This window comes from Bordetella ansorpii, assembly GCF_900078705.1.
Lineage (GTDB): Bacteria > Pseudomonadota > Gammaproteobacteria > Burkholderiales > Burkholderiaceae_B > Bordetella > Bordetella ansorpii_A.
The window spans coordinates 56,976-70,975 of sequence record NZ_FKIF01000003.1 but is presented as its reverse complement, the minus strand read 5'-3'; the positions used below and the strand labels follow the sequence as shown (position 1 = coordinate 70,975).

Annotated in this window: 16 protein-coding genes; 12 read left to right on the top strand and 4 right to left on the bottom strand. The window is 68.6% G+C overall.

From position 1 onward, the window contains the following. Positions 1 to 161 precede the first annotated feature (161 nt). Together rplS and A6745_RS08985 are read left to right on the top strand one after the other, a co-directional pair. Complete coding sequence (gene rplS, locus A6745_RS08990) at positions 162 to 542, top strand: 50S ribosomal protein L19 (protein ID WP_066126020.1); 381 nt, start codon at positions 162 to 164, stop codon at positions 540 to 542. A 191-nt stretch (positions 543 to 733) separates the two neighbouring features. Beyond that, positions 734 to 1,456, top strand: a complete 723-nt coding sequence (locus tag A6745_RS08985; protein WP_066126018.1) for a CoA pyrophosphatase — start codon at positions 734 to 736, stop codon at positions 1,454 to 1,456. A 10-nt stretch (positions 1,457 to 1,466) separates the two neighbouring features. Here the strand turns inward: A6745_RS08985 and rsgA are convergent, their stop codons facing one another. After that, entirely contained in the window at positions 1,467 to 2,396 is a 930-nt protein-coding gene (gene rsgA, locus A6745_RS08980; RefSeq protein ID WP_066126450.1) for a ribosome small subunit-dependent GTPase A, read from the bottom strand. Between the two features lie 50 nt (positions 2,397 to 2,446). Beyond that, entirely contained in the window at positions 2,447 to 3,712 is a 1,266-nt protein-coding gene (locus A6745_RS08975) for a M48 family metallopeptidase (RefSeq protein ID WP_156513333.1), read from the bottom strand. Between the two features lie 40 nt (positions 3,713 to 3,752). Here A6745_RS08975 and orn point away from each other — a divergent pair, with 40 nt between their 5' ends. After that, the gene (orn, locus tag A6745_RS08970) at positions 3,753 to 4,298 is read left to right on the top strand and encodes an oligoribonuclease (protein ID WP_066126017.1); all 546 of its coding nucleotides are present in this window, start codon (positions 3,753 to 3,755) and stop codon (positions 4,296 to 4,298) included. Between the two features lie 20 nt (positions 4,299 to 4,318). Next, positions 4,319 to 5,044, top strand: coding sequence for an NAD(P)H-hydrate epimerase (locus tag A6745_RS08965; protein ID WP_156513332.1), 726 nt, complete (start codon positions 4,319 to 4,321; stop codon positions 5,042 to 5,044). A 72-nt stretch (positions 5,045 to 5,116) separates the two neighbouring features. Here A6745_RS08965 and A6745_RS08960 read toward each other — a convergent pair whose 3' ends face one another. After that, complete coding sequence (locus A6745_RS08960) at positions 5,117 to 5,536, bottom strand: GreA/GreB family elongation factor (protein ID WP_066126016.1); 420 nt, start codon at positions 5,534 to 5,536, stop codon at positions 5,117 to 5,119. A gap of 336 nt (positions 5,537 to 5,872) precedes the next feature. Next, complete coding sequence (gene paaX / locus A6745_RS08955) at positions 5,873 to 6,838, bottom strand: phenylacetic acid degradation operon negative regulatory protein PaaX (RefSeq protein ID WP_066126014.1); 966 nt, start codon at positions 6,836 to 6,838, stop codon at positions 5,873 to 5,875. Between the two features lie 202 nt (positions 6,839 to 7,040). Between paaX and paaA the strand changes: the two genes are divergently transcribed. From paaA to paaI, 8 genes are all read left to right on the top strand, one after another. Then, positions 7,041 to 8,030: a 1,2-phenylacetyl-CoA epoxidase subunit PaaA gene (gene paaA, locus A6745_RS08950; RefSeq protein WP_066126012.1), complete on the top strand. Its 990-nt coding sequence runs from the start codon at positions 7,041 to 7,043 to the stop codon at positions 8,028 to 8,030. Between the two features lie 87 nt (positions 8,031 to 8,117). Then, positions 8,118 to 8,402, top strand: coding sequence for a 1,2-phenylacetyl-CoA epoxidase subunit PaaB (gene paaB / locus A6745_RS08945; protein ID WP_066126010.1), 285 nt, complete (start codon positions 8,118 to 8,120; stop codon positions 8,400 to 8,402). Between the two features lie 12 nt (positions 8,403 to 8,414). Then, on the top strand, positions 8,415 to 9,179 hold the full coding sequence (gene paaC, locus A6745_RS08940; RefSeq protein ID WP_066126007.1) for a 1,2-phenylacetyl-CoA epoxidase subunit PaaC: 765 nt from the start codon (positions 8,415 to 8,417) through the stop codon (positions 9,177 to 9,179). A gap of 38 nt (positions 9,180 to 9,217) precedes the next feature. Next, a complete protein-coding gene (paaD, locus tag A6745_RS08935; RefSeq protein WP_066126445.1) occupies positions 9,218 to 9,688 on the top strand; it encodes a 1,2-phenylacetyl-CoA epoxidase subunit PaaD in 471 nt (156 codons plus the stop codon). 86 nt (positions 9,689 to 9,774) lie between these two features. Beyond that, positions 9,775 to 10,863: a 1,2-phenylacetyl-CoA epoxidase subunit PaaE gene (paaE, locus tag A6745_RS08930; protein WP_066126005.1), complete on the top strand. Its 1,089-nt coding sequence runs from the start codon at positions 9,775 to 9,777 to the stop codon at positions 10,861 to 10,863. A 60-nt stretch (positions 10,864 to 10,923) separates the two neighbouring features. Further along, positions 10,924 to 12,588, top strand: coding sequence for a phenylacetic acid degradation protein PaaN (gene paaN, locus A6745_RS08925; protein WP_066126002.1), 1,665 nt, complete (start codon positions 10,924 to 10,926; stop codon positions 12,586 to 12,588). A 59-nt stretch (positions 12,589 to 12,647) separates the two neighbouring features. After that, complete coding sequence (gene paaG, locus A6745_RS08920; protein ID WP_066125999.1) at positions 12,648 to 13,436, top strand: 2-(1,2-epoxy-1,2-dihydrophenyl)acetyl-CoA isomerase PaaG; 789 nt, start codon at positions 12,648 to 12,650, stop codon at positions 13,434 to 13,436. Then, positions 13,433 to 13,906 (top strand): hydroxyphenylacetyl-CoA thioesterase PaaI, encoded by a 474-nt coding sequence (gene paaI, locus A6745_RS08915; RefSeq protein WP_066125997.1) that lies wholly within the window; start codon positions 13,433 to 13,435, stop codon positions 13,904 to 13,906. The genes paaG and paaI overlap by 4 nt, the downstream gene beginning before the upstream one ends. The last annotated feature ends 94 nt before the right edge of the window (positions 13,907 to 14,000 follow it).

Genomic DNA, 14,000 nt, shown 5'->3' with positions numbered 1-14,000 from the left:
CCTCAGAAGTCCTGGCGCCAGGAAAAGGGCACCCGGCGGGCAGCAACGTCCGTCTCGCGCCGCCATCCTGGCCTTACCCCGGTAACCCCAGCCCGGTAACACCCAGGCAATACATCGACGGCAAAGCTTGCGCGCAAAGACATGATGATCTAGGAGTTCACGTGAACCTCATCGCTATCCTGGAACAGGAAGAAATCCAGCGCCTGACCGGCGGCAAAGCCTTCCCCGACTTCAACCCCGGCGACACCGTGGTGGTCAACGTCAACGTGGTCGAAGGCACGCGCAAGCGCGTCCAGGCCTACGAAGGCGTGGTCATCGCCAAGCGCAACCGCGGCCTGAATTCGTCCTTCATCGTGCGCAAGATCTCGTCCGGCGAAGCCGTCGAGCGTACGTTCCAGCTGTACTCGCCGCAAATCGCTTCGATCGAAGTGAAGCGCCGTGGCGACGTGCGCCGTGCCAAGCTGTACTACCTGCGCAACCGCTCGGGCAAGTCGGCTCGCATCAAGGAAAAGCTGGTCATCAAGGCCCCCAAGGCGGCATAAATTGCCTGGGGTATCGTATCGGGATGCGGCACGCCTGGCGTGCCGGCCCGTTACGCGACACCCCGTGCAGTGCGCCATGCAAATCCCGCCTCGCGCGGGCTCAAGAGGCACCTCGCGGGGTGCCTTTTCCTTTTTCGCCTTTGCCCGGGCATCGTCCCGCGCGGCAGGCTTCTGATCCCGCTGCCTCCGATATGTCGGATTCTCCTTCACCCCATCCTCGCCGTCCGCTGGTCCGCCCTGGTTTCGACCCCGCCGCCCAGCCGTGGCGGGTGGCCGACGAGGGGTTGCGGGCGATCCCGGGCGAACTGCTGACGGCCCACACACTGCGCAGCGGCTGGCAGGCGCAGGTGCCGTGGGCGTTGGACGAGGTCGTGGCCAGCGAGGCGCGCTACCCCGGCCGCGAGGGCAACCCCGTGCTGGCGGCCGTGCTGATTCCGATGGTGTTGCGCGCCGATGGCGTGCGCGTGCTGCTGACGCAACGTGCCGCGCACCTGCACGACCATGCCGGACAGATCAGTTTCCCGGGCGGGCGTATCGAGGATGACGACGCCTCGCCCGTGGCGGCCGCGCTGCGCGAGGCGCAGGAAGAGACCGGCCTGGGCCAGGAATACGTCGACGTCCTGGGCACCATGCCCGCGTACGTGACGTCCACCGGGTTTTCGGTGACGCCCGTGGCGTCCCTGGTGCGTCCAGGTTTCACGCTGGTGGCCGATGCGTTCGAGGTCGCCGAGATCTTCGAAGTGCCGCTCGCCTTCCTGATGGATCCGGCCAACCATCGCCTGTACCGGGCCACGACGCCGGATGGGCGCACGCGCCAGTACTATGCGATGCCCTGGGAGGGGTATTTCATCTGGGGCGCCACGGCGGGCATGCTGCGCAATCTGTATCACGCCTTGCGGGCGGCGCTGCGCTGAGCCGGTCCGCTCAATACCGCTGCTGGCCCGCTTCGTTCTCTTCCAGCACGCGGCGGTACAACGCGTAACGTCCCGCGTCTATCTCGCCGCGGTCCAACGCCGCCACCACGCCGCAGCCCGGCTCGTGGCGATGGCTGCAGTTGTAGAAGCGGCAGTTCTCGATGTGCGGCAGGAATTCGGGGAACCCGCGCACGATGTCCTCGCGCGTCAGGTGCTGCAGGCCGAAGGCCTGGAATCCCGGAGAGTCGATCAGGTCGCCGCCGGGCGCCGGCAGGTGGTAGAGGCGTGTGCTGGTGGTGGTATGGCGGCCCATGTCCAGCGCCGCCGAGTATTCGCGCGTGGCGGCCTGGGCATCCGGGGCCAGCGTGTTCAGCAGCGTGGACTTGCCCATGCCGCTTTGTCCCAGCAGCAGGCTGGTGCGGCCGGCCAGCAGGGGCGCCAGCTTCTGGCGCGCACTTTCCGTGTCGTGCGCGCTCAGTTCGACGATGGGCACGCCCAGCGCGCGTAGCGGCGCCAGCCGGGCCTGCGCGGCCGGCAGGCCGTCGGTCAGGTCGATCTTGTTCAGCACGATGATGGGGCTGATGCCCACGCTCCAGGCACCCGCCAGCGCGCGGCCGGTCAGGTCGTCCGAGAAGGTGGGTTCGACCGCGATGACCACCAGCAGTTGGTCGACGTTGGCGGCGAACTGCTTGGACCGCATCTCGTCCGAGCGGTACAGCAGGTTGGCGCGCGGCAGCACGGCGTCGATGGCGCCTTCGTCGCGGCCCTGCAGCGTGACGCGCACCCGGTCGCCCACCGCGGGGCCGGTTTTCTTGCCACGGGGGAAGCATTGCCGCACGCTGCCGTCGGCCAGTTCCACCATGTAGTGACGGCCGTGCGCGGCGATGACCCTGCCCGCGGGTTGGGTTGCCGAGGCGGCCATGGCGCCTTGTGTCGGCATGCTCGCGCCCACGGACGCGCCCTTGCTGTTCTTGGTTTTGCCTTGCAAGGTCAGGCCGCCGACATCAGGTGGCGGATGCGCACGGCGGCGGGCGGGTGGCTGTCGTAGAAGGCGGAATGCACGGGATCGGGCGTCAGGGTGGCGGCGTTGTCATCGTACAGTTTGACCAGGGCCGAGACCAGTTGATTCGACGAGCTTTGCTCGGCGGCATAGCGGTCGGCCTCGAACTCGTCGCGGCGCGAGAACCAGCTGGCGATGGGGGTGAGCATGAAGGTGAACACGGGCACGGCCAGGAAGAACAGCAGCAGCGCCATGGCGTGGTTGGGGCCGTCCAGGCGCGGCACCACGCCCAGGCCGACGTAGAACCAGGGCTGTTGGGACAGCCAGCCCAGCAGGGCGAAAAAGAGCAGGGCGCCGGCGAAGCTCATCGCGATGCGCTTGACGATGTGGCGCCGCACGAAGTGGCCCAGTTCGTGCGCCAGCACGGCCTCGATCTCGTCGGCGTTCAGGCGCGACAGCAGCGTGTCGAAGAACACGATGCGGCGCGCGCGGCCGAATCCCGTGAAATACGCGTTGCCGTGCGCCGAGCGGCGCGAGCCGTCCATGACGAACAGCCCGTTGAGCGAGAACCCGCAGCGCTGCGCCAGGCGGTGGATGCGGTCGGCCAGCTCGGGGTCGGACAGCGGGGTGAACTTGTTGAACAGCGGCGCGATGAAGGTGGGGTAGATGAACAGCAGCAGCAGGTTGAACGCCGTCCACAGGCCCCAGGCCCAGACCCACCAGTAAGTGCCGGCCTCGGCCATCAGCCAGAGGATGGCGGCGGCCAGCGGCACGCCCAGCACCAGCGCCACGGCGATGCCTTTCAGGGCGTCGCTGACGAACAACCGGGGCGTCATGCGGTTGAAGCCGAAACGCCCCTCGAGCTTGAACTGCCGATACAGCGTGAACGGCAGTCCCAGCAGGCCCATCAGGCCGAACACCGAGAACAGCAGCAGCAACTGGCGCAGCATGTCGTTGCCGGTCAGGCGTCCGATGCCCATGTCTATCCATTGCAGCCCGCCCAGCAGGGTCAGGCAGACCAGGATGGCGGCGTCGTAGACCCGCTCGATCATGCCCAGCCGCACTCGCGCCACGGTGTAGTCGGCGGCGCGCTGGTGGCTGAACAGCCCGATGCGCTGCGCGAACACGGCGGGCACTTCGTCTCGATGGCCGGCCACGTGGCGGGTCTGGCGCGTGGCCAGCCACAGGCGCACGAACAGGTCGGCCAGAAGCAGGAAGACGAACAGCTGGGTAAACAGGGGCAGGGGGCTGGGCACGGCGTGTGAGAAAATGGCGCGTTTTCTAAAGGCAAATTATATGGCTGCGAACGAAAATCGCCTGGTCTGGCTCGACATGGAAATGACCGGGCTCGATCCCGAGAAGGAACGCATCATCGAGGTGGCCGTCGTGGTGACGGAACCCGACCTTACCATCGTGGCCGAAGGTCCGGTGCTGGTGATCCACCAGCCCGACAGCCTGCTGGACGCCATGGACAACTGGAACAAGTCCACCCACGGCAAGAGCGGCCTGATCGACAAGGTCAAGGCATCCACCCTGACCGAGGCGCAGGCCGAGACCGAACTGATCGCCTTCCTGTCGCAGCACGTGCCGGCGGGCAAGTCGCCGCTGTGCGGCAACACCATCAGCCAGGACCGCCGCTTCATGTTCGAGTACATGCCGGACCTGGAACGCTTCTTCCACTACCGCAACCTGGACGTCAGCACCCTGAAGGAGCTGGCGCGCCGCTGGGCGCCGGCCGTGTACAAGGGTTTCGAGAAAAAGAGCCGGCACGAGGCGCTGGCCGACATCTACGAATCCATCGACGAACTGAAGTACTACCGCGAGCACATGCTCAAGGTGTAAGGCCAGGCAAGGGTATCCGCATGGAACTGCCCGTCGAGGAAATCCGGCGCATCGAGCGCGAGGCGCTGGCCCGGGGCATTGCCCTGATGCCGCGCGCGGGCCTCGCGGCCGCCCGTTTCGCAGCGGCCCGGCTGGCGCGGATGGGTCAGGCGCCCCTGGCAAGTGGACGGGTTCTCCCGCCGGGCGCCGCGCCGCGTCCGGAAACGCGGCACTGGGCCTGTCCGGATGGCGCGCCGTCCGTCCCGGACGTGGCGCCTCCCCCCTTCCCGTTGCCCGTCCTGGCCCTGGCCGGACCGGGCAACAACGGCGGTGACGCCCTGGTGGCGGCGACGTGGCTGCGCGCCTGGGGCCATCCCGTGCAGGCCGTGCTGTATGCCGACCCCGACCGCCTGCCCGCCGATGCGCGCCTGGCCTACGACGGCTGGCGCCAGGCCGGCGGCACGACGCTGCCCGACCTGCCTGCCGATATTCCCGCCCTGGCGCTGGACGGCCTGTTCGGCATCGGCCTGAACCGTCCCCTGGACGAGACCTGGCAGGCGCGCGTCGACACGATCAACGGCTGGAACATTCCGGTGTTGGCCCTGGACGTGCCCAGCGGGCTGGATGCGGCGTCCGGACGTGAACTGGGCCGGGCGATCAAGGCCGCGTGGACCTTGTCCTTCATTGCCAGCGCGCCAGGGCTGCGCAGCCCGGATGGACTGAAGACGTGCGGCGAGCGCCACCTGGATAGCCTCGGGCTGGCGTGACGGGAAGTTCCTTGGGCATGTCCGGCTGACGCCCGCGCCCCGGCGATTGCGCATCTTCCATCCGGTGCATGCTCAGGTTCCGAAATCGCCCGCCGCCTCGGGCTGGTAGTCGATGCAGGCCAGAATGGCCTCGTGCAGGACTTTGTCGGGTCCCTGCCACTGCACGGATTGGCCGGCTCTCTGCCCCAGCAGGCTCAGGCCCAGCGGGGACATCACCGAAATCTGGCCTTCGGCGGCGTTGCTTTCCGAGGGGTAGGACAGTACGACGGCCATGTCCTGGCCGTCGGCCGTCACCAGCCTGACGCGTGAACGCATGGTCACGACGTCGGCGTCGATCTCTTGCGCGGGAACCGTGATGACGTCATCCAGCAGTTCCTGGGCAATGTCCTCCACGCCGGGCGGCAGGCCATCGGCCACCATGCGGGCCAGCAGGCCGGTGAGGCGGGCGTGGTCGAGTTCGGTAAGGGTGCGTTCCTGATCGGCGTTATGCATGAATCACTCCGGAAGCCGGGTTTGCGCGGGGGCAAGCCACGGCGATTGCGCGGGGTGGCCCGACGACCAGGGGAATGCGCGGAAGGAAAAGTGAAAAGAGGCGGTCGCCGGGCCTAGCCATATGCGGCGAGAGCCGCGGCGGGTCCGGTGGCGCCCGGCCGGTGCGGGCGCGCGCGCAGGCCGGTGCGCCGCGCAGGGCGGCAGCCGGGCTGGGTGGCGTGGCGTCGGACCGAATGGGGTGTCATTGCCCGATTGTAGGCATGTCCGGGCGCCGCGCCAACCGGCACGGCGGGATGCCGCAACAGGCCCGGACGGCAGGCCGTGGACGGCGGCGCGTCAGGCCGCCTGGCCGGTTGGCGGCGCCGCGAGCGCCGGCCGTCCGCCAAACCGGGCCAGGGCCGCCGGGCGCAGCGCCCGATACCCTTCGTTCTCTCGACCGGCCAGCGCATCCAGGTGCGCCTCCGAGGCATCGAACAGCTTCCAGTACAGCCGTGCGCACAGTTCGCGCGCGGGATGTCCCGGCCAGTTGTCCGGCAGCATGGGGCCGGGCAACTGCGGGTCGTGCAGCACGATGCGCCGCCAGCCGTGCAGCAGCAGCACGCGTGCCGCGAAGGCCTGCCCGGGCGCGGCCGGGGCCTCGTCCAGCAGTTTTTCCAACGGCCCGAAGTTGCGGCTGAACTGGCGGTATTGCTCGGCCACGTCGTCCAGGTTCCAGCATTGAGTGGCGAGGCTGGCGATGGGCAGGCCGCCCGCGCCGGCCAGGTCGCGGGCCGACAGCACCAGCGCCTTGTCGGGAATGCCCAGCCTGTCCAGGATGGCATGCGCCGCGCTGGCTTCCGTCTGCGGATGGGCGAACAGCCCCGGCGCGACCATGCCGAAGCCCTCCCACAGCAATTCGCGGCGCAGTTCGGCGCGCTCGGCCAGGCCGTTGTTGCCGACCCGGGGCAGGGCCACCAGCGTCCATTCGCCGTTCCATTCCCGCGCGGGCCCTTCATAGATGCGTTGCGAGGCGCGTGCGGTGTCGCGCAGGCCGCGTTCGGTCATCAGGTACAGGCTGCGCCGGCCATGGCGCTCGGAGCGCAGCCAGTCCTGCGCCACCAGGCGGAATACGCTGGTGCGCAACAGGCGCTCGTTGATGCCGACCGGCGCCAGCAGTTCGATCAGGTCGCCCAGCCAGATGGCGCCGCCGTGCGGACCCAGCGCGTCGCCCAGCAGGCTGACGCACAGCGACTTGGCGCGCGGCGGGTCCTGCTTGAGCAGGCGGGCGATGAAGCGGTCCAGCGGGAGGGGGGCAGTAGCCATGAGACGACCGGCAGCCGGCGGGTGATGGGGACGGGACGCCGGGCGGGCGGCGCACGGTCCATGACATGATACATAAATCAAACGTGATACGGAATTTCGTTTGACAATCGTTTTTCTGTATTAAATAATGGATTCATCGAGCGGCGATCCGCCCCGGGTGTTCCTTGCACCCCGCACAGCCGCCCCTCCCAGGAGACAAGCCATGTACGCGCAATTGGTCGAAACCGGCGTCAAGAAAGTCCGCGGCGTCGAGGAACTGACCGGTCCCGAGCAGGCCTTCCAGCGCCGCATCGACGACGGCGTGCGCATCGAGGCCAAGGACTGGATGCCCGAGGCCTACCGCAAGACCCTCATCCGCCAGATCTCGCAGCACGCCCATTCCGAGATCGTCGGCATGCTGCCCGAAGGCAACTGGCTCACCCGCGCGCCGTCGCTCAAGCGCAAGGCCATCCTGCTGGCCAAGGTGCAGGACGAGGCCGGCCACGGCCTTTACCTCTACAGCGCCGCCGAAACGCTGGGCGTGTCGCGCGACCAACTGGTCGACGACCTGCACTCGGGCCGCGCCAAGTACTCCAGCATCTTCAACTACCCCACGCTGACCTGGGCCGACATCGGCATGATCGGCTGGCTGGTCGACGGCTCGGCCATCATCAACCAGATCCCGCTGTGCCGCTGTTCGTATGGCCCGTATGCGCGGGCCATGGTGCGCGTCTGTAAGGAAGAGTCCTTCCACCAGCGCCAGGGCTATGACCTGCTGATCGAGATGTGCCGCAACGGCACGCCCGAGCAGAAGGCCATGTGCCAGGAAGCACTGAACCGCTGGTGGTGGCCCGCGCTGATGATGTTCGGTCCTCCGGATGGCGATTCGCCCAACAGCGCGCAGTCCATGCAATGGAAGATCAAGCTGTTCTCCAACGATGAACTGCGCCAGAAGATGGTCGACCAGAGCGTGCCGCAGGCCGAATACCTGGGCCTGACCGTGCCCGATCCCGACCTGAAGTGGAACGCCGAGCGCGGCCACTACGACTTCGGCGAGATCGACTGGAGCGAGTTCCACGCCGTGCTGAAGGGCAACGGCCCGTGCAACCGCGAGCGCCTGGCCGCGCGCGTCAAGGCGCACGAGGACGGCGCCTGGGTGCGCGACGCGCTGGTCGCCCACGCCGACAAGCAGGCCCGCCGCAAGGCAGCCTGACCCGCGGGTCTTTCCGACACGGCCGGCGGGCACCCGCCGGCCTCCGACCTCCTTATTCGTGGGCGCCGCGCGCCCCAGGAACGCATCATGAGCAAAGAATGGCCCCTGTGGGAAGTCTTCATCCGCAGCCAGCACGGGCTGGCGCACAAGCACGTGGGCAGCCTGCACGCGCCCGACGCCGAGATGGCCATCAACAATGCGCGCGACGTCTACACGCGCCGCAACGAGGGGCTGAGCATCTGGGTGGTGCGCGCCGCCGACATCGTGGCCAGCAGCCCGTCGGATAAAGAGCCGCTGTTCGAGCCCGCCAACAACAAGGTCTACCGGCATCCCACGTTTTTCCCGATGCCCGACGAAATCAAGCACATGTAAGGCGGGCGGCACATGGACAAATCCCTGTTCGAATATCTGCTGCGCCTGGGTGACGGCAACCTGGTGCTGTCGCAGCGGCTGGTGGCCTGGACCGGCCACGGTCCCATCCTGGAAGAAGACCTGGCGCTGACCAATACCGCGCTGGACCTGCTGGGCCAGGCGCGCCTGTGGCTGACGCTGGCGGGCGAGGTCGAAGGCGCGGGCCGCGACGAGGACGCGCTGGCCTATCTGCGCGACGCGCCCGAATTCCGCAATCCGCTGCTGGCCGAACGCCCCAACGGCAACTACGCCGACACCATGGCGCGCCAGTATTTCTACGACGTCTGGCACTACTTCCTGCTGCGGAACCTGCAGCAGTCGAAGGACGAGCGCGTGGCCGCCATCGCCGCCAAGTCCATCAAGGAAGTCACCTACCACGTGCGCCGTTCGGCCGACCTGGTGGTGCGCCTGGGCGACGGCACGGACGAGAGCCACGCCCGCATGCAGGCCGCCGTCGACGAGGCCTGGCGCTTCACCGGCGAGCTGTTCACCGACGACGACATCGATCGCGACATGGCCGCGCGCGGCATCGGCTGTGCGCTGGCCTCGCTGCGCGAGCCCTGGCTGGCGCACGTGCGCGAGGTGCTCGAAGAGGCCACGCTGACGGTTCCCGACGACGCGCAGTCGTTCCACGCCGCGCAGCGCGGCGGCCGGCAGGGGCGCCATACCGAAGAGCTGGGTTATGTATTGGCCGAGATGCAGCATCTGCATCGCGCCTACCCCGGAGCGACGTGGTGAACACGAACGCCGCCACGCACGCCGCCGAGGCCGAGGTCATGCATTGGCTCGAGGCCGTGCCCGATCCCGAGATCCCGGTGCTGTCGGTGGTGGACCTGGGCGTGGTGCGTCAGGTCGGCTGGGACGGCGATACGTGCGTGGTCACGATCACGCCCACGTACTCGGGCTGTCCGGCCATGCGCGAAATCTCGCAGGACATCGAGCGCACGCTGGCCGGCCATGGTGTGGCCAGCGTGCGCATCGAGACCCGCCTGGCGCCCGCCTGGACCACCGACTGGATGAGCGAGCGAGGCCGCCAGGCGCTGGCGCAATATGGCATCGCCGCGCCCGCGCAGCGGGCCGTGGACATCTCCGGCATCAGCCGGCGCGTCAGCCAGCCCGCCATCGCGTGCCCGCACTGCGGCTCGTCCAACACCCGGCTGGTCAGCAATTTCGGCTCGACGTCGTGCAAGGCGCTGTACCGCTGCAGCGCCTGCCGCGAACCGTTCGATTACTTCAAGACGCACTAGGCGGCTGCGACGATGAGCACGCCGGATCGCGTCCCGTCTGATTCCTTCCTCGTGAAGGGGGCGCCAGCCGCCAAGAGGGCACAACAATGAACTCGACCGCATTCCATACCTTGAAAGTGGCCTCCGTGGCGCGCAACACGCGCGACGCCGTGGTGGTCACTTTCGACCTGCCGCAAGAACTGTCCGACGACTTCGCCTTCCGTCCCGGCCAATACCTGACGCTGCGCACGCACCTGTCCGGCGAGGAAGTGCGCCGCTCGTATTCCATCTGTTCGGCGCCCGGCGACGGCGTGCTGCGCGTGGCCATCAAGAAGGTCGACGAGGGCCTGTTCTCCAGCTGGGCCAATCACCAGTTGCAGGCCGGCCAGACGCTGGAAGTGATGCCGCCCGCCGGCAACTTCACCATCGAATTCGACCCCTCGCAGGCGCGCCGCTACGTGGCCTTCGCCGTGGGCAGCGGCATCACGCCCGTGCTGTCCCTGGTGAAGACGGCGCTGTCGACCGAGCCCGGCAGCCGCTTCACGCTGTTCTTCGGCAACCGCGCCTCGTCGTCGGTGCTGTTCCGCGAAGAGATCGAGGACCTGAAGAACCGCTACATGGAGCGCTTCTCGCTGGTCTACATCATGAGCCGCGAGGCGCAGGACATCGACCTGTTCAACGGCCGCCTGGACGGCGACAAGGTCGACCAGCTGCTGCGCGTGTGGATGCCGCCGGCGCAGATCGACCATGCCTTCGTGTGCGGCCCCCAGACCATGATCGAAAGCGTGGTCGAGCACCTGCAGGCGCAGGGCATCGCGAAGGACCGCATCAAGTTCGAACTGTTCGGCGCGCCCAAGGGGCCGCGCGCGCTGCGCACCGGCCGCGAGGCCCTGGCCGCGCCCGGCAAGGGCCAGTGCGAGGTCACCGTGGTGCAGGACGGCCACCGGCGCACCTTCTTCATCGACAAGAACCAGGACAGCGTGCTCGATTCGGCGCTGGCCCAGGGTGTCGAACTGCCGTATTCGTGCAAGGGCGGCGTGTGTTCCACCTGCCGCTGCAAGGTCATCGAGGGCGAGGTGGACATGGACGCCAACTTCGCGCTGGAAGACTATGAGGTGGCGCGCGGCTTCGTGCTCAGTTGCCAGAGTTTCCCCGTCAGCGACCGCCTGGTCATCGATTTCGACCAGGAAACCTGACCCCAACCCAATACTCGCGCGGGCCGTGCAGGGCGCCGCGCCAACCACTGGAGATTGCCCGTGTCGCAGGATTTCTTCGAACGCCACCAGGCCGTGCTGGAGCAGGCGCAACGCGCCGCCGCCGAGCGCGGCTACTGGAGCCCGCACCCCGAATCGCCCAGCCCGCGCAACTATGGCGAAACCGCCGCGGCCGATGGCCAGGCCGCCTTCGAGGCGCTGCGCGGCAAGCCTTTCCCGATCGACCTGCCGCTGGCCGACGGCGCCGTCGGCGGCGAGGTGTCGCCCTTCGGCTTCGCGCTGGACATCACCTATCCCCGCGTGCGGCCCGATGCGCTGATCCAGGCCGCCGGCCGCGCGCTGGAGTCGTGGCGCCGCGCCGGCCCGCGCGCGTGGGTGGGTGTGTCGCTGGAGATCCTGCAGCGCCTGAACAAGCTGAGCTTCGAGATCGCCAACGCGGTGCAGCACACCACGGGACAGGCCTTCATGATGGCGTTCCAGGCCGGCGGTCCGCACGCACAGGACCGCGGCCTGGAGGCCGTGACCTACGCCTGGCAGGAAATGGCCCGCGTGCCCGGCAGCGTCATCTGGGAGAAGCCGCAGGGCAAGAACGAGCCCATCCGCATGGAGAAGCGCTTCACCGTCGTGCCGCGCGGCGTGGCGCTGGTCATCGGCTGCTCCACGTTCCCCACCTGGAACGGCTATCCGGGCCTGTTCGCCAGCCTGGCGACCGGCAACACCGTCATCGTCAAGCCGCATCCCGGCGCGATCCTGCCGCTGGCCATCACGGTCAGGGTGGCGCGCGACGTGCTGGCCGAGGCGGGCTTCGATCCCGACGTGGTGCAACTGGCGGCGCACGAGGCCGGCGACGACACCGCGCAAGACCTGGCGCTGCGTCCCGAAGTGAAGATCGTCGATTTCACGGGCAGCACCGCCAACGGCGACTGGCTGGAAGCCAACGCCCGCCAGGCCCTGGTCTACACCGAGAAGGCCGGCGTGAACCAGGTCATCATCGACTCGGCGCCCGACCTGAAGGGCGTGGTGCGCAACCTGGCGTTCTCGCTGTCGCTGTACTCGGGCCAGATGTGCACGGCGCCGCAGAACATCTACGTGCCGCGTGACGGCATCGAGACGGACGACGGCCATGTCAGCTTCGACGGCGTGGCCGCCGCGCTGGGCACGGCGCTGGACAAGCTGCTGGCCGATCCGGCCAAGGCCGTTGAGTTCACCGGCGCCATCCAGAGCGAGGCCACCGCCGCGCGCATCGACCGCGCGCGCGCGCTGGGCCTGCCCGTGGTGGCGGACAGCCGCGAACTGGCCCACCCGCAGTTCGAGGGGGCACGCGTGCGCACGCCGCTGGTGCTGCGCGCCGACGCCGGCAACGACGCGCTGCGCCAGGAGTGGTTCGGCCCGATCGCCTTCGTGGTCGCCACGGATTCCACGGAGCACAGCATCGAGCTGGCGCGCGAGTCGGTGCGCGAGCACGGCGCGCTGACCCTGGCCGCCTACACCCGCGACGACGCCGTCGCCGCGCGGGTGCAGGACGCCGCCGAAGTGGCGGGCGTGTCGCTGTCGCTGAACCTGACCGGCGCGGTGTTCGTGAACCAGACCGCGGCCTTCAGCGACTTCCACGGCACCGGCGCCAACCCGGCCGCCAATGCCGCGCTGTCCGACGCGGCCTTCGTCTCCAACCGCTTCCGCGTCGTGCAGACGCGCTGGCACGTGTAGGCACGCCGACGTACCCGCACGCGATCCGCCCGATAACGAATAACCAGAGACATCGTCGCATGGCCTACGAAGACATCCTGTTCTCCCTGGAAGGCGGCATCGCCCGCCTGACGCTGAATCGTCCCGACAAGCTCAACAGCTTCACCGCGCGCATGCACGGCGAAGTGGCCGACGCGCTGGCGCGCGTCGAGACCGAAGGCGCGCGCGTGCTGGTGCTGACCGGCGCGGGCCGCGGCTTCTGCGCGGGACAGGACCTGAGCGAGCGCCGGCCGGCGGCCGACGGCTCGCCGCCCGACCTGGGCGAGACGGTCGAGAAGTACTACGCGCCGCTGGTCAAGCGCCTGCAGGCGCTGCCCATGCCGGTGGTGGTGGGCGTGAACGGGGTGGCGGCCGGCGCCGGCGCCAACCTGGCGTTCGCGGGCGATCTGGTCATCGCGAAAGAGTCGGCCAGTTTCATCCAGTCGTTCTGCAAGCTGGGCCTGATTCCGGACACGGGAGGCACCTACGCGCTGCCGCGGCTGGTGGGCCGCGCGCGCGCGCTGGGCCTGGCCCTGCTGGGCGACAAGCTCAGCGGGCGGCAGGCCGAGCAGTGGGGCCTGATCTGGCAGTGCGTGGCCGACGATGAATTCGACGCCACGCTGGACCGGCTGGCCGCGCACTTTGCCCAGGCGCCCACCAAGGGCCTGGCCTTCACCAAGCGCGCCATGCAGCAAAGCCTGGGCAACGACCTGGCCACGCAACTGGACCTGGAGCGCGACATGATGCGCGAACTGGGCCGCAGCGCCGACTACGCCGAAGGCGTGGCGGCTTTCCTGGACAAGCGTGCGCCGCAGTTCAAGGGGCAATGATGAGCAGCAACGTTTCCGTGGAAGTGCCCACCGATCCCCAGGCGCTGGCCGAGGCCGTGCGCCAGACCATGTACGCCAACGACGCGGCCACGCAGGGCCTGGGCATGGAGGTCGTCTCCATCGCGCCGGGGCGGGCGCGCGTCACCATGCGCGTGCGCGGCGACATGCTCAACGGCCACAAGACCTGCCATGGCGGCTTCATCTTCTCGCTGGCCGACAGCGCGTTCGCCTTCGCGTGCAACTCGCGCAATGTCAGCACGGTGGCTTCGGGCTGCACCATCGATTTCCTGGCGCCGGGTTTCGAGGGCGACGTGCTGACCGCCGAGGCGCAGGAGCGCTCGCTGGCCGGCCGCACCGGCATCTACGACATCACCGTCAGCAACCAGGACGGCAAGCCGGTGGCGCTGTTCCGCGGCCGTTCCTACCGGATCAAGGGTCAGGTGGTGGGGCAGGCCGCGGACGCGGCATGAAGGCCCCGCGTACAGGAACGGGTATTGAGCCCCAACGCTTGAAAGAAGCCTCGCATCACATCCGGACGGCGCGCGCCGTCCGGTGATATTCCAG

What these genes read in the sequence shown, in the direction of transcription:
- A6745_RS08985 (WP_066126018.1), top strand. Translation starts at nt 734, where the DNA reads ATGTCGGATTCTCCTTCACCCCATCCTCGCCGTCCGCTGGTCCGCCCT.
- paaE (WP_066126005.1), top strand. Translation starts at nt 9,775, where the DNA reads ATGAACTCGACCGCATTCCATACCTTGAAAGTGGCCTCCGTGGCGCGC.
- paaG (WP_066125999.1), top strand. Translation starts at nt 12,648, where the DNA reads ATGGCCTACGAAGACATCCTGTTCTCCCTGGAAGGCGGCATCGCCCGC.
- A6745_RS08965 (WP_156513332.1), top strand. Translation starts at nt 4,319, where the DNA reads ATGGAACTGCCCGTCGAGGAAATCCGGCGCATCGAGCGCGAGGCGCTG.
- A6745_RS08960 (WP_066126016.1), bottom strand. Translation starts at nt 5,536, where the DNA reads ATGCATAACGCCGATCAGGAACGCACCCTTACCGAACTCGACCACGCC.
- rsgA (WP_066126450.1), bottom strand. Translation starts at nt 2,396, where the DNA reads ATGCCGACACAAGGCGCCATGGCCGCCTCGGCAACCCAACCCGCGGGC.
- paaC (WP_066126007.1), top strand. Translation starts at nt 8,415, where the DNA reads ATGGACAAATCCCTGTTCGAATATCTGCTGCGCCTGGGTGACGGCAAC.
- paaX (WP_066126014.1), bottom strand. Translation starts at nt 6,838, where the DNA reads ATGGCTACTGCCCCCCTCCCGCTGGACCGCTTCATCGCCCGCCTGCTC.
- orn (WP_066126017.1), top strand. Translation starts at nt 3,753, where the DNA reads ATGGCTGCGAACGAAAATCGCCTGGTCTGGCTCGACATGGAAATGACC.
- paaD (WP_066126445.1), top strand. Translation starts at nt 9,218, where the DNA reads ATGCATTGGCTCGAGGCCGTGCCCGATCCCGAGATCCCGGTGCTGTCG.
- paaI (WP_066125997.1), top strand. Translation starts at nt 13,433, where the DNA reads ATGATGAGCAGCAACGTTTCCGTGGAAGTGCCCACCGATCCCCAGGCG.
- paaB (WP_066126010.1), top strand. Translation starts at nt 8,118, where the DNA reads ATGAGCAAAGAATGGCCCCTGTGGGAAGTCTTCATCCGCAGCCAGCAC.
- paaA (WP_066126012.1), top strand. Translation starts at nt 7,041, where the DNA reads ATGTACGCGCAATTGGTCGAAACCGGCGTCAAGAAAGTCCGCGGCGTC.